20 protein-coding genes and 1 pseudogene are annotated in these 20548 nt (G+C 72.0%); 8 read left to right on the top strand and 13 right to left on the bottom strand.

The annotated features are described in order from the left end of the window. Positions 1–86: 86 nt before the first annotated feature. Positions 87–995, bottom strand: coding sequence for a S1 family peptidase (locus tag CCN35_RS07685; RefSeq protein ID WP_067397877.1), 909 nt, complete (start codon positions 993–995; stop codon positions 87–89). 698 nt (positions 996–1693) lie between these two features. Here CCN35_RS07685 and CCN35_RS07680 point away from each other — a divergent pair. After that, complete coding sequence (locus CCN35_RS07680) at positions 1694–2131, top strand: cell division protein SepF (RefSeq protein ID WP_067397878.1); 438 nt, start codon at positions 1694–1696, stop codon at positions 2129–2131. A 36-nt stretch (positions 2132–2167) separates the two neighbouring features. Here CCN35_RS07680 and CCN35_RS07675 read toward each other — a convergent pair whose 3' ends face one another. Together CCN35_RS07675 and CCN35_RS07670 are read right to left on the bottom strand one after the other, a co-directional pair. Next, positions 2168–3340 (bottom strand): acyl-CoA dehydrogenase family protein, encoded by a 1173-nt coding sequence (locus CCN35_RS07675; RefSeq protein WP_067397879.1) that lies wholly within the window; start codon positions 3338–3340, stop codon positions 2168–2170. Between the two features lie 256 nt (positions 3341–3596). Next, on the bottom strand, positions 3597–5195 hold the full coding sequence (locus CCN35_RS07670; RefSeq protein ID WP_067397881.1) for an MFS transporter: 1599 nt from the start codon (positions 5193–5195) through the stop codon (positions 3597–3599). Between the two features lie 256 nt (positions 5196–5451). Here CCN35_RS07670 and CCN35_RS07665 point away from each other — a divergent pair, with 256 nt between their 5' ends. Both CCN35_RS07665 and CCN35_RS07660 read left to right on the top strand, forming a co-directional pair. Further along, a complete protein-coding gene (locus CCN35_RS07665; protein ID WP_425444284.1) occupies positions 5452–6786 on the top strand; it encodes a hypothetical protein in 1335 nt (444 codons plus the stop codon). A gap of 244 nt (positions 6787–7030) precedes the next feature. Further along, complete coding sequence (locus CCN35_RS07660; RefSeq protein WP_067397884.1) at positions 7031–8065, top strand: phosphatase PAP2 family protein; 1035 nt, start codon at positions 7031–7033, stop codon at positions 8063–8065. A gap of 36 nt (positions 8066–8101) precedes the next feature. Here CCN35_RS07660 and CCN35_RS07655 read toward each other — a convergent pair whose 3' ends face one another. Beyond that, positions 8102–8317: an I78 family peptidase inhibitor gene (locus CCN35_RS07655; protein ID WP_067397886.1), complete on the bottom strand. Its 216-nt coding sequence runs from the start codon at positions 8315–8317 to the stop codon at positions 8102–8104. A 431-nt stretch (positions 8318–8748) separates the two neighbouring features. Between CCN35_RS07655 and CCN35_RS29950 the strand changes: the two genes are divergently transcribed. Both CCN35_RS29950 and CCN35_RS07650 read left to right on the top strand, forming a co-directional pair. Continuing rightward, complete coding sequence (locus CCN35_RS29950) at positions 8749–8883, top strand: hypothetical protein (RefSeq protein ID WP_268877208.1); 135 nt, start codon at positions 8749–8751, stop codon at positions 8881–8883. Next, positions 8880–9596 (top strand): annotated as a pseudogene (locus CCN35_RS07650) (cytochrome c oxidase subunit I); the annotation flags it as partial. The gene CCN35_RS29950 and the pseudogene CCN35_RS07650, both read left to right, overlap by 4 nt. A 134-nt stretch (positions 9597–9730) precedes the next feature. Here the strand turns inward: CCN35_RS07650 and CCN35_RS07645 are convergent. Beyond that, entirely contained in the window at positions 9731–10456 is a 726-nt protein-coding gene (locus CCN35_RS07645) for a LysM peptidoglycan-binding domain-containing protein (protein WP_067397887.1), read from the bottom strand. A gap of 543 nt (positions 10457–10999) precedes the next feature. Here CCN35_RS07645 and CCN35_RS07640 point away from each other — a divergent pair. Both CCN35_RS07640 and CCN35_RS07635 read left to right on the top strand, forming a co-directional pair. Beyond that, positions 11000–11863: a hypothetical protein gene (locus CCN35_RS07640; RefSeq protein ID WP_067397889.1), complete on the top strand. Its 864-nt coding sequence runs from the start codon at positions 11000–11002 to the stop codon at positions 11861–11863. Between the two features lie 83 nt (positions 11864–11946). After that, the gene (locus CCN35_RS07635; RefSeq protein ID WP_086791942.1) at positions 11947–12351 is read left to right on the top strand and encodes a hypothetical protein; all 405 of its coding nucleotides are present in this window, start codon (positions 11947–11949) and stop codon (positions 12349–12351) included. 78 nt (positions 12352–12429) lie between these two features. On the opposite strand, the gene der is transcribed toward CCN35_RS07635, so the two are convergent. From der to aroH, 5 genes are all read right to left on the bottom strand, one after another. Next, positions 12430–13914 (bottom strand): ribosome biogenesis GTPase Der, encoded by a 1485-nt coding sequence (gene der / locus CCN35_RS07630; RefSeq protein ID WP_086791943.1) that lies wholly within the window; start codon positions 13912–13914, stop codon positions 12430–12432. 64 nt (positions 13915–13978) lie between these two features. Further along, complete coding sequence (locus tag CCN35_RS07625; protein ID WP_067397893.1) at positions 13979–14686, bottom strand: lysophospholipid acyltransferase family protein; 708 nt, start codon at positions 14684–14686, stop codon at positions 13979–13981. Beyond that, entirely contained in the window at positions 14683–15378 is a 696-nt protein-coding gene (gene cmk, locus CCN35_RS07620) for a (d)CMP kinase (RefSeq protein ID WP_067397894.1), read from the bottom strand. The genes CCN35_RS07625 and cmk overlap by 4 nt, the downstream gene beginning before the upstream one ends. Before the next feature lie 107 nt (positions 15379–15485). Then, a complete protein-coding gene (locus tag CCN35_RS07615) occupies positions 15486–16571 on the bottom strand; it encodes a prephenate dehydrogenase (protein ID WP_086791941.1) in 1086 nt (361 codons plus the stop codon). Beyond that, positions 16568–16930 (bottom strand): chorismate mutase, encoded by a 363-nt coding sequence (gene aroH / locus CCN35_RS07610; protein WP_067397899.1) that lies wholly within the window; start codon positions 16928–16930, stop codon positions 16568–16570. The genes CCN35_RS07615 and aroH overlap by 4 nt, the downstream gene beginning before the upstream one ends. A 330-nt stretch (positions 16931–17260) precedes the next feature. On the opposite strand from aroH, the gene CCN35_RS07605 reads away from it, so the two are divergent. Beyond that, complete coding sequence (locus CCN35_RS07605) at positions 17261–17965, top strand: nucleotidyltransferase domain-containing protein (protein WP_086791939.1); 705 nt, start codon at positions 17261–17263, stop codon at positions 17963–17965. Between the two features lie 25 nt (positions 17966–17990). Here the strand turns inward: CCN35_RS07605 and CCN35_RS07600 are convergent, their stop codons facing one another. From CCN35_RS07600 to CCN35_RS07590, 3 genes are all read right to left on the bottom strand, one after another. Continuing rightward, positions 17991–19031 (bottom strand): pseudouridine synthase, encoded by a 1041-nt coding sequence (locus CCN35_RS07600; protein ID WP_067397909.1) that lies wholly within the window; start codon positions 19029–19031, stop codon positions 17991–17993. 12 nt (positions 19032–19043) lie between these two features. Next, positions 19044–19610 (bottom strand): SMC-Scp complex subunit ScpB, encoded by a 567-nt coding sequence (gene scpB / locus CCN35_RS07595; RefSeq protein WP_425444285.1) that lies wholly within the window; start codon positions 19608–19610, stop codon positions 19044–19046. Positions 19611–19675: 65 nt separating this feature from the next. After that, on the bottom strand, positions 19676–20548 hold an 873-nt coding region (locus tag CCN35_RS07590; protein WP_107501032.1), incomplete at its 5' end, for a segregation and condensation protein A.

Genomic DNA, 20548 nt, shown 5'->3' with positions numbered 1-20548 from the left:
CCCTGCGCGCGCAGGGACGGGGTCCTCGGCGGGTGCGACGGCGGAACGGAGGCCGGGCCGCGCGGTCGGCGGCCCGGCCCGGGGCGTCAGTAGACCTGGACGCCGTAGGCGCTCAGCGCCTCGGTGACCGGCTGGAAGAAGGTCGTGCCGCCGACGGTGCAGTTGCCGCTGCCGCCGGAGGTCAGACCGTAGGCGATGCCGCTGCTGGAGTAGAGCGGGCCGCCGGAGTCGCCGGGCTCGGCGCAGATGTTGGTCTGGATGAGGCCGGAGACGATGTCGCCGCCGCCGTAGTTGACCGTGGCGTTGAGGGCGGTGACCCGGCCGCTGCGCGTACCCGTGGTGGAGCCGTCACGGATGGCGGTGGCGCCCACGCTCGGGGTGGCCGCACCGACGATGTCCACGCCGTTCGCGGTGCCGGGCCGGCTGACGGAGGAGTTGGTGTACCGGACGATGCCGTAGTCGTTGCCCGGGAAGCTGGAGCCCGCCGTGGTGCCGAGCACCGTGGTGCGGCTGGAGTTGGCGTACCAGGTGCCCGCGCCGTCGGTGCAGTGACCGGCGGTCAGGAAGTACTCGGTGCCGCTGCTGGAACGGACGTTGAAGCCGAGGGAGCAGCGCCAGCTGCTCGCGTAGATGGCGTCACCGCCCTGGATCAGCTTGGTGAACTTGCCCGGGGTGCGCTTGATGGTCAGAGCGCCGGCGTTGCTCCCCGCCTGCTGCTTGATCTTGTTGATCTCAGCCTGGGAGACCGTGCTGTCGACCGTGACGACAACCCGGTTGGTCTTGCTGTCGATCGCCCAGGCCGTGCCCGGGATGTCGGCCTTGAGCACGGAGTCGCTCGCCTTGGTGAGCTGGGCCGCGCTGAAGGTCGTCGGCGTGTCGGCCGCGTTGGCGCTCGGGACGGCGAACGCGGCTGCGGCCACGAGTCCGGATGCGACGGCGATCAGCCGAGTCCGTCTCGACATGCCGCTGCGGGGAGTGGTGCGCTTGATCCTCACTTTTTCATTCCTCCACAAAGGAAGTCGGGGGCCCGCGTGGGGTCCGGGCCGTGAGGCGCAGTCAGCAGCCCGGCGTCCGGGTCCCGAACATGCCGTGCTCCTGACAAGCGCTGTGGGGGAGTATTCGGTCGAACGACCGGTCGGCACAAGGGCACCTTTCAGCCGCGTGACTGTGTGTGATTCGCGAGAGCAGTGTGTGGCCGACGTGAATCAACGCCCGGCCGGAGGCCGGGAAAGAACCCTCCCGTCCGGATCGACCGGGGACGAGTGCGGCCATGTCGCCGTCGGCCGTCCGATCCCCGGGATGTCCGGAACTTGTTCCTCCGGTCACACGCGCTTTCTCTCCCGGACGGCCGAGTGCCCTTCTCTTCCGGACGGCCGGGCGTCCGCCGACGGCGGTTGTCCCCCTGGAGGCGTACGACGTGAAACCGTCGCCTCGCTTCGCCCCCTTCGTTCACCCGTACGCACCGCACTTCACCCGTGTGCACGCGCACATTGGGGGACAATCATATTTCACTCTCCGTCAGCACCTGTGCCACGCATCGCCCTTGGGGCACACGGGCTCTCGACGGATTCGCCGTGCACCAGTACCGTCACAAACCCCCCGCGCGGCGCCTATTCACTTGGCGCGTTGTCAGCATCATGGATGACCATAGGGATGCGGAAAGGAAGAATGACCGCTGTGAGAGGAGGCGTCCATGGGATCGGTACGCAAGGCGAGTGCGTGGCTCGGCCTCGTCGACGACAATGATGACGAGCGCTACTACGACGACGACTACTCCGAGGGCCCCGACTCCGAGGACGCCTGGGTCACCGATCCCCGGGTGAAGGTGGCCGCGGACCCCCCCGAGGAAAAGGGCCGCCGGATCGGCACGGTGACCCCGGACAGCTTCCGGGACGCCCGCGCCATCGGCGAGCTGTTCCGCGAGGGCGTGCCCGTCATCGTGAACCTCACGTCCATGGAGCCCGCCGACGCCAAGCGCGTGGTCGACTTCGCGGCCGGGCTGGTCTTCGGTCTGCGCGGTTCCATCGACCGCGTCTCCACCCGCGTGTTCCTCCTCTCCCCCGCCGACACCGAGATCGTCAGCGGAGCCCCGGCGGCGCACCGGTCGGACGGGTTCTTCAACCAGAGCTGAGGCAGGGCCGCACACCGGCCCCGCCCCGCCCCGGCCTCACCGGAAGGCGTCGAGTCCGGTGAGCGCCTTGCCCAGCACGAGCTGGTGCATCTCGACGGTTCCCTCATAGGTGAGCACCGATTCCAGATTGGTCGCGTGCCGCATCACGGGGTATTCGAGGGAAATTCCGTTCGCCCCGAGAATGGTGCGCGCCGTACGGCAGATCCCGATCGCCTCCCGCACGTTGTTGAGCTTGCCGAAGCTGACCTGCTCAGGGCGCAGGCGGCCGGCGTCCATCCGCCGCCCCAGATGATGGGCGAGCAGAATCCCCTTGTGCAGTTCGACCGCCATGTCGGCGAGTTTGGCCTGGGTGAGCTGGAAGCCCCCGATGGGCTTGCCGAACTGCTCGCGTGACGTCGCATAGTCGAGGGCGGCCTCGAAGCAGGAGCGGGCCGCGCCCATCGCACCCCAGACGATGCCGTAGCGGGCGTGGGACAGACAGGTGAGCGGACCGCGCAGCCCGGTGACCTCCGGCAGCACGGCATCGGCCGGCAGCCGCACCTCGTCGAGGACGAGCTCGCTGGTGACGGAGGCGCGCAAGGACCACTTGTGCTTGATCTCGGGGGCCGAGAAGCCGGGGGTGTCCGTGGGGACGACGAAGCCGCGGATGCCGTCCTCGGTCTGCGCCCAGACGACGGCGACACCGGCCACGGAACCATTGGTGATCCACATCTTGCGGCCGTTCAGCACCCAGTCGGTGCCGTCGCGCTTGGCGTAGGTGCGCATGGAGGCCGGGTCGGAGCCGTGGTCGGGCTCGGTCAGCCCGAAGCAGCCGATCACCTCGCCGGCGGCCATCCGGGGCAGCCACTCCTGCTTCTGCTCCTCGCTGCCGAAGCGGTGGATCGCGTACATGGCGAGGGAGCCCTGGACCGAGACCAGGGAACGGATGCCGGAATCGGCCGCCTCCAGCTCCAGGCAGACCAGCCCGTACTGGACGGCACTGGCGCCGGCGCAGCCGTAGCCGCTGAGCGACATCCCAAGAGCGCCGAGGGAGCCGAGCTCCCGGGTCAGCTCCCGGAGGACGGGCAGCTCGCCCTTCTCGTACCACTCGGCGACATGGGGCAGGACGCGGTCGGCGGCCCAGTTCCGCATGGTGTCGCGGACGGCCAGGTCCTCCGGGGTCAGCAGATCGTCGATCCCGAGGGGATCGGCGGGGTCGAACGGGGGCATGGGCACCTCCGACTGGTTCTCACCGGGTTCGGACGAGGACGGCCGGCACCGCCGGCTCGCAACAACGGCCCGACGCTACGACGCGGTACGGCCCGCGTCCAGCGCCCCCTCCGCACGTCTTTCCGCATCTGCCCGCATCCCCCCCGCATCTCCCCCGTCCTCCGCGTCCCTTCCGTCCCCGTCGGCGGCCTTCCTCCTCCAGGGCTCCCCAAGGGCCGTACGCGGATGGGGAAACGAGCGGGGCAAGGACGCACGGTCACGCCGAGACACGGGGCTTCTCGGGCTTGCGCTGCGCGGGCACCCCGGCCGGCGCCGTCTCGCAGTGCATCGACCGCGGCAGCCGCAGGGCCATCACCGCCCCCAGCAGCAACAGGCCCGCACTCACCAGCAAGGTCACATGCAGTCCGTGCACGAAGGAGTCCCGCGCCGCCCGGCGCAGGGCCTCCCCCGCGCTTCCGCCCAGCTGTGCGGCGACCCCGTACGCCTCCCCCAGCGAGTGCGACGCCGCCTTCGACGCCGGCGCCGGTACGCCCGGCACATGCGCGACCCCCGGCGCGTACGCGGCGTTCATGACCGTGCCGAGCAGCGCGATGCCCATCCCGGCACCCAGCTGGTAGGAGGTCTCGCCGATCGCCGCGGCTCCGCCCGCCTGCTCCGGCGGCGCCTCGCTCAGCATCGACTCGTACGCCCCGAACAGCGTGGTCTCCAGACCGAACCCGAGCAGCACGAAGCCGCACAGCAGCAGCACGGGCCTGTCCTGCGCGCCCATCCCGGTCAGCACCACCACCGCGCCGGCGGTCAGGCAGAACCCGGCGGACACCATCCGCCGCGGCCCGAAGCGGCGCAGCATCCTCGCCCCGGCCAGTCCGGCCGCCATCGCGGCGAACGTCAGCGGCAGCAGCCGCAGCCCGGTCCGCAACGGCGACAGCTCCAGCACCAGTTGCAGATACTGCGCCGCGATCAGCTCGAGACCGACCAGCGCCAGCATGGCCAGCACGATGCAGCCCACCGACGTGCTGAACGCCGGGTGCGCGAACATGCTCAGGTCCACCAGCGGATGCGCCCGCCGCCGCTGCCGCCGTACGAACACCACCAGCAGCGCCGTTCCGGCCACCAGCGGCACCACGGTGAGCAGGCTCAGCACCTCCCCGTCGCCGAACCGCTTCACGCCCAGCACCACGCCGAACAGCCCGGCCGCCGCCAGCATCGCGCCGACCACGTCCCAGGGCCCGTTGCCGTCGCCGGTCGACTCGGGCAGCAGCAGCCGGCCCACCGGCAGACTCACCAGCATCAGCGGAATGTTGACGAGGAAGACCGACCCCCACCAGAAGTGCTCCAGCAGAAAGCCGCCCAGCAGCGGCCCGATCGCCGCGCCCACCGCGGCGACCGCGCTCCAGACACCGATGGCCAGCGCTCTTTCACGGCGGTCGGGGAACACCTGCCGCAACAGCGACAGCGTGGCCGGCATGATCATGGCGCCGCCGACGCCGAGCAGCGCCCGCGCGAAGATCAGCACCTGGGGGGTGGGGGCGAAGGCCGCCAGGGCGGAGGCGACGCCGAACAGGGCGTACCCCAGCAGCAGGATGCGTCTGCGGCCCACCCGGTCGCCCAGCGTGCCGAAGAGGATCAGCAGCGAGGCGCAGACAAGGGGGTAGCTGTCGACGATCCAGAGCAGTTCGATGGCGCCGGGCCGCAGGTCCTTGGTGACCGCGGGCACCGCCACATGCAGTACGGTCGCGTCGACCGCGACCAGCAGCAGACTGGTGCACAGAACGGTCAGGACGACCCAGCGGTTGGCACCGGTTCCGGCTGCCCGACGGCGCGGCCGAGCGGCAGCCGCGGTCGTCCCGGACATGTGTGTACCTCCCAGATGTGCCCTCGTGACCGGCGGGTCCGCGGGACGGGGACTCCCGCAGCTCGGCCGGAGATGAGCGGTGGTCTCCGACCCGCGCAACGGTTTGACGAGTGACACGCAGCGTACGCGAGTCCACGCGAGTGACGCATGACCACCCCTCTTGAAGCACACCTCTCCCTTGTGTGTCGTGCGCCACTTCCCCTGCCGGCACGCCGTGTCGGCCGGCCTGTTTGCGTGTGCACTCGATAATCGGCCGGTGATCGATCCTGTGACGCGCATGGCGCCGGCTCTTCCCGTCGTCCTGCGCCGGGCCGCGCCGGCGCTCCTCGGGTACGCGGCCGTCCGCACCGTGGGCCTTCTCGTCCTGGTGTGGTGGAGCACCGCGCACGGCAAGGACGCGTACACCCTGCTGACCGCCCGCTGGGACGCCCTCTGGTACGCCGGGGTGGCCGAACGGGGCTACGGCCACGAGGTGCGTCTGCCCAACGGGGACGTCCACTCCGACCTCGCCTTCTTCCCGCTGCTGCCGTGGCTGGAGCGGCTGCTCGCCTCGGCGGGCCCGCTGTCGTGCGCCGACGCCGGCCTCGTGGTGAGCCTGGTGGCCTCGCTCGCCGCCGCCTGGGGGATCTTCGCGGTGGCCGACCGGGTGTACGGCCGGCGGGAGGAGGGGCCGGCGCCCTCCTGGGAGGACCGGGCGCGGCCCCGGCTCCGGAAGGGGGGCGACGGCGGCAACGTGGGCGTCTGGGCGGTGCTGCTGTGGGCGGTGCTGCCGGTCGGGATCGTGCAGTCGATGGCGTACAGCGAGTCGCTGTTCACGGCGCTCGCCGCCTGGACGCTGTACGCCGTGCTGGCCGGCCGCTGGGTGACGGCGGGTGTCCTGGCCTCCCTGGCGGGGCTGACCCGTCCGGTGGGTCTCGCGGTGGTCGCGGCGGTGTGGGCAGCGGCGCTCGCCTCGTTCCTGCGCGGCTTGTGCGACCGGGACGCGCCGCTCTCACGCACCCGGGGTGCGCTGCTCTTACGCACCCGGGGTGCATCGTTCCTGCGCGCCCGGGACGCGTCGTTCCTGCGCGACGGGGGTGCGCCGGCGGCGGGCGGCGCACCCCGTGTGCTCGCCCTTCTGCTCGCTCCGCTCGGCACCCTCGGCTACGCCCTGTGGGTCGGCCACCGCACCGGCAGGGGCCCCCTCGGCTATCTGGACGTCCAGGCCGGCTGGCGCAACGGCTTCGACGGCGGGTACGCCTTCGCCCGCTTCGTCGCCGGCATGCTGACGTCGTTTCCGTCGGCCCCGGCCGGGCTCGGGCTGATCGTCGGGGTCGCCGCGGTGCTGGGGCTGTACGCCGTCGGCGTACGGCAGCGGCAGCCGCTCGTACTGCTGGTGTACTCGGGTGTCGTCACCGCGCTCGCCCTGGGTACGTCGAGCTACTTCGGTTCCAAGCCGCGTCTGCTGCTGCCCGCCTTCCCGCTGCTGCTGCCGCTCGCCCTGGCCCTCGCCCGGGCGCGTCCCGTCCGGTCGGCGCTGGTGGTGGGCGGTGTCGCGGTGGCCTCGGCGGTGTACGGGGCGTCCTGGCTGAACGGCTCCGGTCCCCCGTGACCGGAGCCGGACGGCGCGGGAGGGGGCACGGCGCCGAATTCCACCGGGGCGTTCGCCGGGCGCATTCATAAACGCGGCACAAGCATCCGCTCGAATGACCGAAGGGAAATACGGACAAGCACCACCGGGGATTACTTAATTCACGGTAAACAAAGCCTCGTTGAGAGCAATCCCACATCACATCGTCATCACAAAGCCCGTGCTGCGTCCGGGTTCCGCGCTCACTCGCTGTAACGTCGATCAGGTGCGTACCGAAGGAACCCTCACCCGCCTGGACCGGCTGTTCGCCCGGCTGGACCGTGAGCCGCAACGGCCGGCGCACATCGACGTGCCGCGGATGAGCCGTCACCGGTTCGTGCTCTTCTCGGCGACCCTGGCCTTCTACATGGCCATCGTCTGGGCCGTGGTGACCACCTCGTGGCTGGTCCGGCTCGACTGGCGGATCATGTTCTTCCGTCCGTACCAGCAGTGGCCGGAGTTCCACGCGTTCCTCGACTACTACGTGGTGCTGGGCCAGCGCGGTCCCACCGCGGTGATGGTCGCCGCCTGGCTGGGCTGGCGGTCGTGGCGGCAGCACATGCTGCGTCCGCTGCTCGTCCTCGCCGTCTCGCTGCTGCTGCTGAACGTCACGGTCGGCGCCGCGAAGATCGGCATGGGACGCCTCGGCCCCCACTACGCCACCGTCATCGGCTCCAACGAGATGGGCCTGGGCGGCGACATATTTCCCAGCGGCCACACCGCCAACGCCGTGGTGACCTGGGGCATCCTGGCCTATCTGGCCTCCACCCCGACGGCGCGCCGCTGGCTGTCGGCGCTGTCGGCGGTGACCGCGCTCGGCGTCGGCCTCACCACGGTCTACCTGGGGACGCACTGGCTGAGCGATGTGCTCCTCGGCTGGGCCGCGGGACTGCTGATCCTCCTGGCGCTGCCGTGGTTCGAGCCGCTGATCGCGAGGACCGAGACCGCCCTGTTCGACCTGCGCGACCGCTGGCGTGCCCGCCGTGGCCGCCGGGTGCCGGTGCCCGCACCGGCCGTCGCCCCCGTCGGTGCGCCCGAGGTGCTCGCACCGCGTCCGTCCGTCCCGGAGAAGGCTCCGGCGCACCGCGAGACGGTCGGCGCCGGCCGTGCCTCCCGGACCTCGGCCCATCTCGTCCCGGGCCGTCACCCGGCCCGTCCGGACTGCGCGCCGGCCGTCCCGGCCGGCAGCCGCCGGCCGGCGCACTCCGACCGGCACGCGCGCGGCACGGCCCCGGCGTCCCGTCCGCTGACCGGCAGGTGACGGCAGGACAGCCGCCGGGCCGGGGCCGGCGGCGGTTCAGCCCTTCCAGGCGCGGCTCACACGGCCGTCCTTGACCTCGAAGTTCATCCGGCCGACCCGGTACTCCATGGTGATGATCGTGCCGGGCGGCAGTGACCGCACCGTGCTCCAGCCCCGTTCGCGTGCGAGCCGTTCGGCCTGCCCGGCCTCGAGGCCGATGTAGCGGTCCGGACTGTCCTGGGGCTCCGTCGGCGGAGTGGGAATCGGTGCCATACCGCCACGCTAGGCCCTGGGCCGCGGCGGGGGAAGCCCGCCGCGGCACCTGGATCACACCGGTCTCATTCGTCTCGGCTGTCACACTTCGGTCACAGAAACGTGACCGTGAATCGGCCTCGCTTCCTCACACGTACGGGCGATTCCGAACACCTTCCGCAATCGTCCGACCGTAATTCCCGGCGCCCCGTCCGGCATCCGAAAGGCCGGGAAAATGCCGGGGAGAAGCCTCCGGGTCCCGCCCGGCCGCCCTCGTATTCCGTGCCCGGACCGACTTGCGGAAGCCGGCACCGCATAGGAAATTCACCACTGCGGCACAGAATCCCCGTATCCCCTGTCGCGGCACGCGGTCACGCACGCATCCCGACAGGAGCCCCGGCGGCCGGCCGCGGGCCGCGGCGGACCCGTGCGCGAGGAGCGGAGGGCGAGCGATGGGGACCCGGACCGTGGCGGCCAGGCGGCCGGCGTCCGGCAAGCGGCTGGGCGGGCTGGTGGTCGACTGGCCGGCGACCGCCGACCACAAGAAGATCGGCCACCTCTGCCTGATCACGTCGCTCGTGTTCTGATCGCCGTGCCGACCGGGGTGAAGTCCTTCGACCGGACCGGCACGATGATCAAGGGGTCGCCGTCCTTCGCGACACCGATGCTGCGGGCGACCGGCTTCCTGGTGTCGTTCCTGTTCGGCGGGCCGACCCGGGTGGTCCTCGCCCCGCCGCCGCTGGACTTCCACGTCACCGACAGCTGCTTCGTGGTGGCCCACTTCCACTACGTGGTCTTCGGCACGGTCGTCCTCGCGATGTCCGCCGGCTTCCACTTCCGGTGGCCGAAGCGGACCGGCAGGATGCTCGACGAGCGCCCGGGCAAGATCCACTTCTGGACGCTGTCCGCCGGTTTCCGCCTCACCTTCCTGGTGCACCACTGGCCGGGCACGGAGGGCATGCCCCGGCGGTACGCCGACTGTCCCGCCCCGGACGGCCTCACCGCCCTGAACACCCTGTCGACGATCGGCTCGTTCCTGCTCGGCCTGTCGACGCCGCCGTTCCTCCGCAACGTGTGGAGGGCCGCCCGGTGCGGCCGAAGGGCCGGGGTCGACGACCCCTGGGGCTGCGGCCGCTCCCTGGAGTGGGCGACCTCCTGTCCGCCGCCCCGGCACAACTTCGTCACCCTGCCGCGGATCCGCTCGGAGTCCCCGGCCTTCGACCTGCACCATCCCGAGTGCGCCGGCCGGGCTCCGCAGCCCGGGCCGAAACGGCATCAGGCCGGCCGCGAGCCGTCCTGACCGCCGGCGGGGTGCCGGCGGGTGCGGTGCGCACCGCGGACCGTGCGGCGGCGCCGCACGGTGCCCGTCGCGGACGGGTCCCGTCCGGCCGGGGACCGGACGGGACCCGGTGCTCCGGGCAGGAGGGGAGCGGCTCAGAGCACGAGGCGCTGCCCGGGCACGATCAGGTCGGGGTCATCGCCGATGACGGACCTGTTGGCGGCGTACAGCCGCTGCCAGGTGGTCCCGTACCGGGCGGCGATGCCGCTCAGCGTGTCGCCCGCGCGGACGGTGTAGCTGCCGCGGGAGGCACCGCGGTGGGCGCGGCCCGTGTCGTGCGCCGGTGCCCTCGACGACCGCTGCGACGGTGCTGCCTGCGTCTTCCTGGTCTTCTGCGACCCCCCTGTCCTGGCCGGCTTGCCGGACGTGTACGCCGCTCCGGCCCCCGCCGAGCCCGATCCGGTCCTCGGTGCGCTGCCGACGGCCCCCGCCCGGGCCGAGCAGACCGGCCACGCGCCCCAGCCCTGGGCCCGCTGGACCCTGGTGGCGATCTCGATCTGCTGGGCCCTGGTGGCCCGGTCGGCCGTGGGCGCGTAGGCCGTGCCGCCGTAGGCGCGCCAGGTGCCGGCGGAGAACTGCAGCCCCCCGTAGTAGCCGTTGCCGGTGTTGATGTGCCAGTTGCCGCCGCTCTCGCACTGGGCAATGCGGTCCCACACTCCGCCGTCCGCTGCGTGAGCGTTGCCGGTCACGGCTGCCAGTCCGAGCGGCACGAGCAGCGCCGCTCCGGCGAAAGCCGCCGTCGTCCGCGTCCTGCGGACGTTGTCGTGCGTGGTGACGTCGTCGTGCGTGGTGTCGTGGCTCTTATCGGCACATTCGGACATGTGAATCCCTCTCGAAGGACCCGGGACCCCCCAAAGGCGAGGCGTGCCCGCCGCGCATGGACGCGGCCGGCGCACCCGCCCCGTCCGCCGGAAGGGACCGAGCCGAGTGGTGCCGGTTCGGCTCGGTCGGCGGACGCACCCGAGCGGTGCTCGTTGCACACGGCCGAGGAATGTAAGGAGCGGGCAGCTGCCGGAGCAACCAACTTCCTGTTCGAGCAGGCCAGTTGACGGTTACCAGAGGTAACGACTTTTTTCGGCCACCCACTTCATCTGCTTATTTCATGATTTATCAACCATGCGCGCGAGCGATCTGTGACCCACTTCACCTGATCAAGCCCCTTGATTTTTCAGGGTGTTGACGATGAGTGCCGGATTCCGGGCCCGAGGTGACCCTGTGCGCAGGACGGTTCGATTCCGTTCGGCGGAGGGCGTGACTCCCACCACAGATCGCCCGTTGTCTTCTTCATGAGCCGGGGGCCCTCCCGGTTCATGGGCCGGGAGCTCCCGGTCCCGCCATGCACCCGCACCCCGAGGGAGCCAATCGTGCCGCGCATGCTCGACGTCAGCGACGCCGTACGCGCCGAGATCGGCGACGAAGAAGCCGACCGGCTGCTCACCGGAGAGAGCGCTCCGGCCCGTTACGACTGCACGTCCTGCCGCACTCCGGGCGACTGCGAACAGGAGCGCACCAGCACCGTCCTGTTCGTCGGGGAGGAGACCGCCGTCCTCGCCTTCGCCCACGCCACCTGCCTGCCCTCGCAGGTCGTCCAGGTCACCGAGGAGCAGCTGCGCGGCGCGGCTCGCTCCATCAGCGCCGACGCGGGCGCCATGGGCAGGGTGCCCGCCCAGGTCCCGCCGCAGCAGGCCGTGCCCGGGCAGACCGCGCCGGGGTACCCCGCCCCCGGACCGGCCGTGCCCCCGAGGGCCGTTCCGGAGCAGGCCGTGCTCGGGGTGACCAGCGGGCTCGTCCTCGTCGCCGACGAGTTGCACCCCGCCCTGGTCGTCGAGCCGACCTCGCCCATCGCGCGCCCGGGCTCACTGAGCCCCCACGACGAGTTCCTCCCCCTGCTCGTCGAACAGGGCTTCCTGCCGGTGACCGAGATCTCCTCCGTACCGCCCGTGCTGCACGGCTGGTCGGTGCTGCTCGCCATGGGCCGGCTGCACGCCGTGCTCCAGCCCGGTGCGAACGGCGGCGGACCGGTGGCCTGGTGGCAGGCGCACCAGCCGCTCCAGGTCACCGACGGCTGGCGGACGGCGGCCAACAAGCACCAGCAGGTACTGATGTTCGCGGCGCCGGTCGGCTCCATCGGCCGTCAGCCGCGCGAGGACCTGCTGCGGGAGGCGCTGGACAAGGCCGCGGCCGGCGGACGGCTGGTCGCGGCGGCGCTGCCGCTCGCCGGGACCTGAGCGTCAGCTGCCCTGGGACAGGCGGGAGTTCATCGACGGGCTCCGGGCCGCATCCCTTCCGGCCCAGGGTCGTTTGCACATACGTGCACGCATATGACGTTCCCCGCCAGTCCTACCCGCCGCTCCCCTCGCCGGGCTCCCGGCCCCGCTCGTCGGACCGGGAGCTCTCCCCGGTGCGGCCGGCCCAGGACCCCCACGGCGGCCCCTCGGCCACGCCGATCTACGACGCGCTCTACGCCGAGTACGTCAAATCCTTCAGAACGCTGCCGGGCGACCGCAGCGGTGAGGAGAACCTGGGCTTCGTCCCCTTCGGGAACCTCCCGCGCGACACGGGCTCGAGCACGTACAGCACCTCCAGTACGAGCGCCTACGGCACCGGTCGGCACCAGACGCAGTGGCAGCGCGTCGGGACGATCGGCCGGCAGAACACCGGGAGCCGGCATGCGCCGGCGGCGCTGCCGCCCGGCCCGCGCCGGGGCGGAGTCTGACGCACCGGCGCACGAAAGGGCGGCCTCCCGGCCTTGGGAGGCCGCCCTTTCGCTCCGGCTGCTTCTTCTGCCTTCTTCCTACTTCTTCTTCGCGCCGCGCCTTTCGCGGACCCGCACCGAGATCTGGATCGGGGTGCCCTCGAAGCCGAACTCCTCGCGCAGCCGGCGCTCGATGAAGCGCCGGTAGCCCGCCTCGATGAAGCCGGAGGCGAAGAGCACGAACCGCGGCGGCTTGGTGCCGGCCTGGGTGCCGAACAGGATGCGCGGCTGCTTGCCGCCCCGGACCGGGTGCGGATGGGCGGAGACGAGCTCGCCGAGGAAGGCGTTGAGACGGCCGGTGGGCACCCGGGTCTCCCAGCCGGCCAGCGCGGTCTCGATCGCCGGGACCAGCTTCTCCACATGCCGCCCGGTGCGCGCCGAGATGTTCACGCGCGGGGCCCAGGAGAGCTGGGCGAGATCGCTCTCGATCTCCCGCTCCAGGTAGTAGCGGCGCTCCTCGTCGAGGGTGTCCCACTTGTTGTAGGCGATGACCAGTGCGCGGCCCGCCTCGACGGCCATGGTGACGATCCGCTGGTCCTGCACCGAGATGCTCTGCGAGGCGTCGATCAGGACGATGGCGACCTCGGCCTTCTCCAGGGCGGCCGCGGTGCGCAGCGAGGCGTAGTAGTCGGCTCCCTGCTGGAGGTGGACACGCTTGCGGATGCCGGCGGTGTCGATGAACCTCCAGGTCTTGCCGCCCAGTTCGATCAGCTCGTCGACCGGGTCGCGGGTGGTGCCCGCCAGTTCGTCGACGACGACGCGCTCCTCGCCGGCCATCTTGTTCAGCAGCGAGGACTTGCCGACGTTCGGCCGGCCGATCAGCGCGACCCGGCGCGGCCCGCCGATGCCGGTCCCGGCGAAGGTCTCGCGCGGCGCCTCGGGCAGCACCTCCAGGAGACGGTCCAGCAGGTCGCCGGTGCCGCGGCCGTGCAGCGCCGAGACCGGGTACGGCTCGCCGAGGCCCAGGGACCACAGATACGCCGCGTCGGCCTCGCCGCTCGGGCCGTCGACCTTGTTGGCGCACAGCACCACCGGTTTGCCCGCCTTGCGCAGCAGCCGTACGACCGCCTCGTCGGTGTCGGTGGCACCGACCTTGGCGTCGACGACGAGGACGACCGCGTCGGCGGCCTCGATGGCGTACTCGGCCTGGGCGGCGACGGAGGCGTCGATGCCGAGGACGTCCTGCTCCCAGCCGCCGGTGTCGACGACCTTGAAGCGGCGGCCCGACCACTCGGCCTCGTAGGTCACACGGTCGCGGGTCACCCCCGGGGTGTCCTCGACGACCGCCTCACGGCGGCCGATGATGCGGTTGACCAGGGTCGACTTGCCGACATTGGGGCGGCCGACGACGGCGACCACGGGCAGCGGACCATGGCCCGCCGCCTCGATGGCTCCCTCGATGTCCTCCAGGTCGAAGCCCTCGTCCGCGGCGAGCTCCATGAACTCCGCGTACTCGGCGTCGCCGAGCGCCCCGTGATCGTGCTCGCGCTCGGCCGAGCCGCCGGGCTGGCTGTGGTCGTTCATGAAGTCCCGTACCTCGTCGTTCCTCGTGGTGGTCGGTGGCATCCCGCCGGTCCGCGGTGATCCACTACTCAAGTGTGGCCGAACGCCCGGTCAGGCGCCTGGCGTTTTCCAGGTGGGCGGTGAGCCGTTTCTGGATGTGGGCGGTCGCCTCGTCCAGGACCTGCCGCGTACGCCGTCCGGTCCCGCCCGCACCGGGACCCTGCATCTCCTCGGTGGCCTCGAACGGGGCGCCGAAGACGACGTCGATGCGGGAGCGCAGCGGAGGCAGCCCTTTTATCAACCGCCCGCGCCGCTCGGAACTTCCCAGCACCGCCACCGGCACGATCGGCGCCCCGCTGCGGACGGCGAAGTAGGCGAGCCCGGCGCGCAGGGAGGCGAAGTCGCCCTCGCCCCGGGTGCCCTCGGGGAAGATGCCGAGGACCCCGCCGCGCTCCAGGACCTTGAGGGCGCGGACGACCGCCGTGCGGTCGACGGCGTGGCGGTCCACCCTCAGCTGGCCGATCCCGGTCAGAAAGGGGGCCAGCGGGCCGACGAACGCCTCCTTCTTGATCAGGAAGTGCACCGGCCGGGGCGCGACGCCCAGGACCATCGGGCCGTCGATGTTGTGCGTGTGGTTGACGGCGAGAATCGCCGGACCGGCCGCGGGCACCTTCCAGGCGCCGAGCACACGCGGGCGCCACAGGCCGTGCATCACGCCGGCGCCGAGCCGCCGGCCGATGTCGGCACCGCGCTCGGACGGAAGGTCCGTCGTACGCTCCGGCGGACGGCTCACTTCGCGGCCCGCTTTTCCTCGATGAGCGTGATGACGCACTCCACGACCTGCGCCAGCGTCAGGTCGGTGGTGTCCACCTCGATCGCGTCCTCGGCCTTGGCCAGCGGCGAGGTCTTGCGGCTGGAGTCGGCGGCGTCCCGCTTGATCAGGGCCTCACGGGTGGCCTCCACGTCCGCGCCCTTCAGCTCGCCGCTGCGGCGGGCGGCACGGGCCTCCGGGGAGGCGGTGAGGAAGATCTTCACATCGGCGTCCGGCAGCACGGTGGTGCCGATGTCCCGGCCCTCGACGACGATGCCGTTCTTGGCGGAGGCGGCCAGCGAGCGCTGCAGCTCGGTGATCCGGGCCCGCACCTCCGGCACGGCGCTGACGGCGCTGACCTTGGCGGTGATCTCCGGGGTGCGGATCGGGCCGGACACGTCCACGCCGTCGACGGTGATCGTCGGGTGGGCCGGGTCGGTGCCGGAGACGATCTCGGGCTTGCCGGCCACGGCGGCGATCGCGGAGGGATCCTCGGTGTCGATCCCGTTGGTCACCATCCACCAGGTGATCGCCCGGTACTGGGCGCCGGTGTCCAGGTAGCTCAGACCGAGCTGCGCGGCGACGGCTTTCGACGTGCTCGACTTGCCCGTGCCGGAGGGGCCGTCGATGGCGACGATCACGGGCTGGGCGGTCCGGGCGGCGCCGTTTTCCACAGCGGGGCACCTTCCTGGTGAAGGGTGGTGGACGGGGGTGCGGGGACGCCGGTCACAGGGGCGCCCCGCACAAGGTTACTGGCTTCCCGAAGCCCCTCTCACCGAGGTCACTGGCGGATGGACCAGCCCCGTTCCCGCAGGGCCGCGGTCAGCACGGGTGCCGCCTTCGGCTCGACCATCAGCTGCACCAGGCCGGTCTGCTGCCCGGTGGCGTGCTCGATGCGCACGTCCTCGATGTTGATCCCGGCCATGCCCGCGTCCGCGAAGATGCGGGCCAGCTGACCGGGCTGGTCGTCGATGAGGACGGCGACGACCTCGTACGCGTGCGGCGCGGTCCCGTGCTTGCCGGGCACCCGCGCCCGGCCGGCGTTGCCCCGCCGCAGCACGTCCTCGATGCCGGTGCTGCCCTCGCGGCGCTTGACCTCGTCGGCGGACTGCAGGGCGCGCAGGGCCCGGACGGTCTCGTCCAGGTCGGAGGCGATCTCGGAGAGCAGGTCGGCGACCGGTCCGGGGTTGGCGGACAGGATGTCGATCCACATCCGCGGGTCGGAGGCGGCGATCCGGGTCACGTCCCGGATGCCCTGGCCGCACAGCCGCACGGCCGCCTCCTCGGCGTTCTCCAGACGTGCGGCGACCATGCTGGAGACCAGGTGCGGCATGTGGGAGACGAGGGCCACGGCGCGGTCGTGGGCGTCGGCGTCCATCACGACCGGCACCGCACGGCAGTGCGAGACCAGTTCCAGGGCGAGGTTGAGGACCTCGGTGTCGGTGTCCTGGGTGGGGGTGAGCACCCAGGGACGGCCCTCGAAGAGGTCGGCGGTCGCGGCCAGCGGGCCGGACTTCTCGCTGCCCGACATGGGGTGGGTGCCGATGTAGGCGGTCAGGTCCAGGCCGAGCGACTCCAGCTCGCGGCGCGGGCCGCCCTTGACGCTGGCCACGTCCAGATAGCCGCGGGCCACGCCCCCGCGCATGGCCTCGGCGAGCACCCGGGCCACATGGGCCGGCGGGACGGCGACGACCGCGAGGTCGACGGGACCGTCCGGGGCCTTGTCCGTGCCGGCGCCGAGCGCGGCGGCCGTACGGGCCTGCTCCGGGTCGTGGTCGTCGAGGTGCACGGCCACACCGCGCCGGGCGAGGGCCAGGGCGGCCGAGGTGCCGATGAGTCCAGTGCCGATGACAAGAGCGGTTCTCATTGGGCGATGTCCTTGCGCAGGGCGGCTGCGGCGCCGAGGTAGACATGGGTGATCTCGGAGCGCGGCCGGTCGGACTCGACGTGTGCGAGGAGGCGGACGACCCGGGGCATGGCCCCCTCGACGTCCAGTTCCTGGGCGCAGATCAGTGGTACGTCGGTGATGCCGAGCTTGCGGGCCGCGACGGCCGGGAAGTCGCTGTGCAGGTCGGGCGTGGCCGTGAACCAGATGCTGATCAGGTCGTCGGCGGTCAGGCCGTTCCGTTCCAGGACGGCGGTGAGCAGGGCTCCGACCTGCTCCTCCATGTGGCCGGCCTCGTCCCGCTCCAGCTGGACGGCCCCCCGGACCGCTCGTACCGCCACGGCACTGCTCCTTGCTGATGTCGCGTGCTGATGTCGCGTCGCTGATGTGTGCGTCGGCTCTCGGTCACCCAGCCTAGACAGATCGCGCGCGCCGGGCGGGCGACGCCCGTCCGCTGAGACGGCGACCGGGAGGGCGCGGAGGAGGGCACGAGGGAGAGCACGGAGAAGGGCCCGGGGAAAGAACACGGGAAGGGCCCGGGAAGGGCGGCTTCACGGCGCCCGACGGCTCCGTGGCCTGCGGCCGGGCGCACCCTCCACCGCTCGCCGGGCCGGTCGCGGCGGAGGGAAATTCCCTCGGCCCGGTGCGGGAATCCGCGTACGCTCCCGGGCATGCAGCCCGAGGACCTGGTGCGCGACCACACCGTCTACTCCTGTGTCATGGGCTCGCGGGCCTTCGGGCTGGCGACGGAGGACAGTGACACGGACCGCCGGGGTGTCTTCCTCGCACCCACCGCTCTGTTCTGGCGTTTCGAGAAGCCCCCCACGCATGTGGACGGTCCGCTGCCCGAACAGTTCAGCTGGGAGCTGGAGCGCTTCTGCGCACTGGCGCTGCGCGCCAATCCGACCGCCCTGGAGTGCCTGCACTCGCCGCTGGTCGAGTACGCCGACGACACGGGCCGTGAGCTGCTCGCCCTGCGCGAGGCGTTCCTGTCCCGGCGGGTGTACGAGACCTTCACCGGCTACGCCCTCGGCCAGCGCCGCAGGCTGGAGGCCTCCCTGCGCGGGCGGGGCGTCCCGCGCTGGAAGCACGCCATGCATCTGCTGCGGCTGCTGGCCAGTGCCCGTGACCTGCTGCGCACGGGCCGGCTGACCCTCGACGTGGGCGACGGGCGCGACCGGCTGCTGTCGGTCGGGCGCGGTGAGGTCCCGTGGCCGGTGGTCGAGTCCTGGATGACCCGCCTGGCGGCGCAGACCGAGGAGGCCGCCGCCCGCTCGCCCCTTCCCGAGGAGCCCGACCGCCGGCGCGTGGAGGACTTCCTGCATCGCGTCCGGCATGCGTCGGCCTGCGGGGCGGCCCGCCCCGGCCCGGCCTGATCCGGCCCGGGCCGGGCCCGGGCCTTCAGAGGTCCACCTCCTGCATCAGCCTGCCGACCTCCGTGTTGGTCAGGCGGCGCAGCCAGCCCGACTTCTGGTCGCCGAGGGTGATGGGACCGAAGCCGGTGCGGACGAGCTTGTCGACCGGGAAGCCGGCGGCGGCGAGCATACGGCGGACGATGTGCTTGCGGCCCTCGTGGAGGGTGACCTCGACCAGGTAGTTCTTGCCGGTCTGGGCGACGACCCGGAAGTGGTCCGCGCGCGCGTAGCCGTCCTCCAGCTGGACGCCGTTCTTGAGCTTCTTGCCCAGGTCGCGCGGGATGGGGCCGACGATGTGCGCGAGGTAGGTCTTGCGCACGCCGTACCTGGGGTGGGTCAGACGGTGGGCCAGCTCGCCGTGGTTGGTGAGCAGGATGAGGCCCTCGGTCTCGGTGTCCAGACGGCCGACGTGGAACAGACGCGTCTCACGGTTGGTGACGTAGTCGCCGAGGCACGGGCGGCCCTCCGGGTCCTCCATGGTGGAGACGACCCCGGCGGGCTTGTTCAGCGCGAAGAACTGGTAGGACTGCGTGGCCACCGTCAGGCCGTCGACCTTGATCTCGTCCTTCTCCGGGTCGACCCGGCGGCCCTGCTCCAGGACGATCTCGCCGTTGACCTCGACCCGGGCCTGCTCGATCAGCTCCTCGCAGGCACGGCGCGAGCCGTATCCGGCGCGGGCGAGGACCTTCTGCAGCCGCTCGCCCTCCTGCTCGGCGCCGGGGAAGGTCTTGGGCAGCTTGATCTCCTTCCGGCCGGCGTACCGCTCGCGGTTGCGCTCCTCGAGCCGCGCCTCGTACTCACGGGAACGGGCGGGGACCGTACGGCCGCTCCGCGACTTGTCCGCCTTCTTCGGGCCACTTCCCCCGCGCCCCGTCCTCGGGCCGCCCCTGGCGGCGCCGGGGCCCACGTCGTAGCGGCGCTCCTCGGGGCGGGGCCTGCGGGGACGTCCCCGCCCCTGCCGCTCGTCCCGGTTGTTGCCGGCTCCGCGGTAGTTGCCGCGTCCGCTGTTCCTGCCGCTGCTTCGCATCGATGTTCCGTCTTAGTCGTCTGCGTTCTGACCGCCGGGCACGTCGGGTGCGTCCGGGTCGAACGACGGCACGCCTTCCTGGGTCTCGGCCTCGATCGCCTCCGCCTCCGGGAGGAAGGGCGCGAGCTCCGGGAGCTCGTCCAGGCTGCGCAGGCCCATCCGCTCCAGGAAGTAGTTCGTCGTCCTGTACAGGATCGCACCTGTTTCGCGTTCCGTGCCCGCCTCCTCGATCAGACCGCGCTGGAGCAGGGTGCGCATGACGCCGTCGCAGTTGACCCCGCGCACGGCCGAGACCCGGCTGCGGCTGACCGGCTGGCGGTAGGCGACCACGGCGAGGGTCTCCAGGGCGGCCTGGGTGAGGCGGGCCTGCTGGCCGTCGAGCACGAAGCTCTCCACGGCGGCGGCGTACTCGGGGCGGGTGTAGAAGCGCCAGCCGCCGGCGACGTGCCGGAGTTCGAAGCCGCGGCCCTGCACGGTGTACTCGTCGGCCAGTTCGCGCAGGGCGTCCGCGATCCGCCGCCGGGGCCGCTGGAGGATCTTCGCCAGGTGCTCCTCGGTGGCGGGCTCGTCCACGACCATGAGGACGGCCTCCAGGGCGGGCTTGAGCTCGAGGTCGGCGACGCCCTGTCCGGTGCTCTGCTCGCTCACGCCTTCTTCTCCTTCCCGGACTTCGCGGATTCTGCGGACTCCGCGGACTTCTCGGTCTCTCCGGGCGGCCGGTCGAACTCGTCGGTCGCCAGGGGCAGTGCCTCCCCGTCCCCCCCGGTCCACCGCACGAGGAGTTCGCCGAAGGCCGTCTCCTGCTCCAGGGCGACGGCCTTCTCCCGGTACAGCTCGAGGAGCGCGAGGAAGCGGGCCACGACGGTGAGCGTGTCGCCGGTGTCCTCCACGAGGGTGCGGAAGCTGGCCTCGCCCAGCTCGCGCAGCCGGGCGGCGACGATCCCGGCCTGCTCCTGCACGCTGACCAGCGGGGCGTGGATGTGGTCGACGTACACCTGCGGAGGGGGCTTGGGCTGCATCGCCTTGACCGCGAGCCGGGCGAAGCCCTCCGGGCCGATGCTGATGACGACGTCGGGCAGCAGCGCGGCGTGGTGCGGCTCCAGTCCGACGGTGCGCGGGTGGCGCCGGCTCTCCTCCTCCAGGCGCCGGCCGAAGATCTCGGCGACCTGCTTGTACGCCCGGTACTGCAACAGCCGGGCGAACAGCAGGTCCCGGGCCTCCAGCAGGGCCAGGTCGGCCTCGTCCTCCACCTCGGCGGCGGGCAGCAGCCGGGCGGCCTTCAGGTCGAGCAGGGTGGCCGCCACGACCAGGAACTCGGTGGTCTCGTCCAGGTCCCAGTCCGGCCCCATCGCCCGGATGTGCGCCATGAAGTCGTCGGTGACCCGGGAGAGCGCCACCTCGGTGACATCGAGCTTGTGCTTGGAGATCAGCTGCAGCAGCAGGTCGAACGGTCCCTCGAAGTTGGCGAGCCGGACCGTGAACCCGCCGCCGTCGCCCGTGTCCTCCGCCGCCCGGCC

Source organism: Streptomyces thermovulgaris, from assembly GCF_002155915.1.
Taxonomy (GTDB): Bacteria; Actinomycetota; Actinomycetes; order Streptomycetales; family Streptomycetaceae; genus Streptomyces; species Streptomyces thermovulgaris.
This window is presented reverse-complemented; position numbering and strand designations above follow the sequence as displayed.

Bases quoted from the DNA above. Each gene is read 5' to 3' on its own strand.
- CCN35_RS07600 (WP_067397909.1), bottom strand. From the start codon at position 19,031: ATGCGAAGCAGCGGCAGGAACAGCGGACGCGGCAACTACCGCGGAGCC.
- scpB (WP_425444285.1), bottom strand. From the start codon at position 19,610: ATGGTCGTGGACGAGCCCGCCACCGAGGAGCACCTGGCGAAGATCCTC.
- CCN35_RS07680 (WP_067397878.1), top strand. From the start codon at position 1,694: ATGGGATCGGTACGCAAGGCGAGTGCGTGGCTCGGCCTCGTCGACGAC.
- CCN35_RS07645 (WP_067397887.1), bottom strand. From the start codon at position 10,456: ATGTCCGAATGTGCCGATAAGAGCCACGACACCACGCACGACGACGTC.
- CCN35_RS07605 (WP_086791939.1), top strand. From the start codon at position 17,261: ATGCAGCCCGAGGACCTGGTGCGCGACCACACCGTCTACTCCTGTGTC.
- CCN35_RS07670 (WP_067397881.1), bottom strand. From the start codon at position 5,195: ATGTCCGGGACGACCGCGGCTGCCGCTCGGCCGCGCCGTCGGGCAGCC.
- CCN35_RS29950 (WP_268877208.1), top strand. From the start codon at position 8,749: ATGGGGACCCGGACCGTGGCGGCCAGGCGGCCGGCGTCCGGCAAGCGG.
- CCN35_RS07615 (WP_086791941.1), bottom strand. From the start codon at position 16,571: ATGAGAACCGCTCTTGTCATCGGCACTGGACTCATCGGCACCTCGGCC.
- CCN35_RS07655 (WP_067397886.1), bottom strand. From the start codon at position 8,317: ATGGCACCGATTCCCACTCCGCCGACGGAGCCCCAGGACAGTCCGGAC.
- der (WP_086791943.1), bottom strand. From the start codon at position 13,914: ATGAACGACCACAGCCAGCCCGGCGGCTCGGCCGAGCGCGAGCACGAT.
- CCN35_RS07675 (WP_067397879.1), bottom strand. From the start codon at position 3,340: ATGCCCCCGTTCGACCCCGCCGATCCCCTCGGGATCGACGATCTGCTG.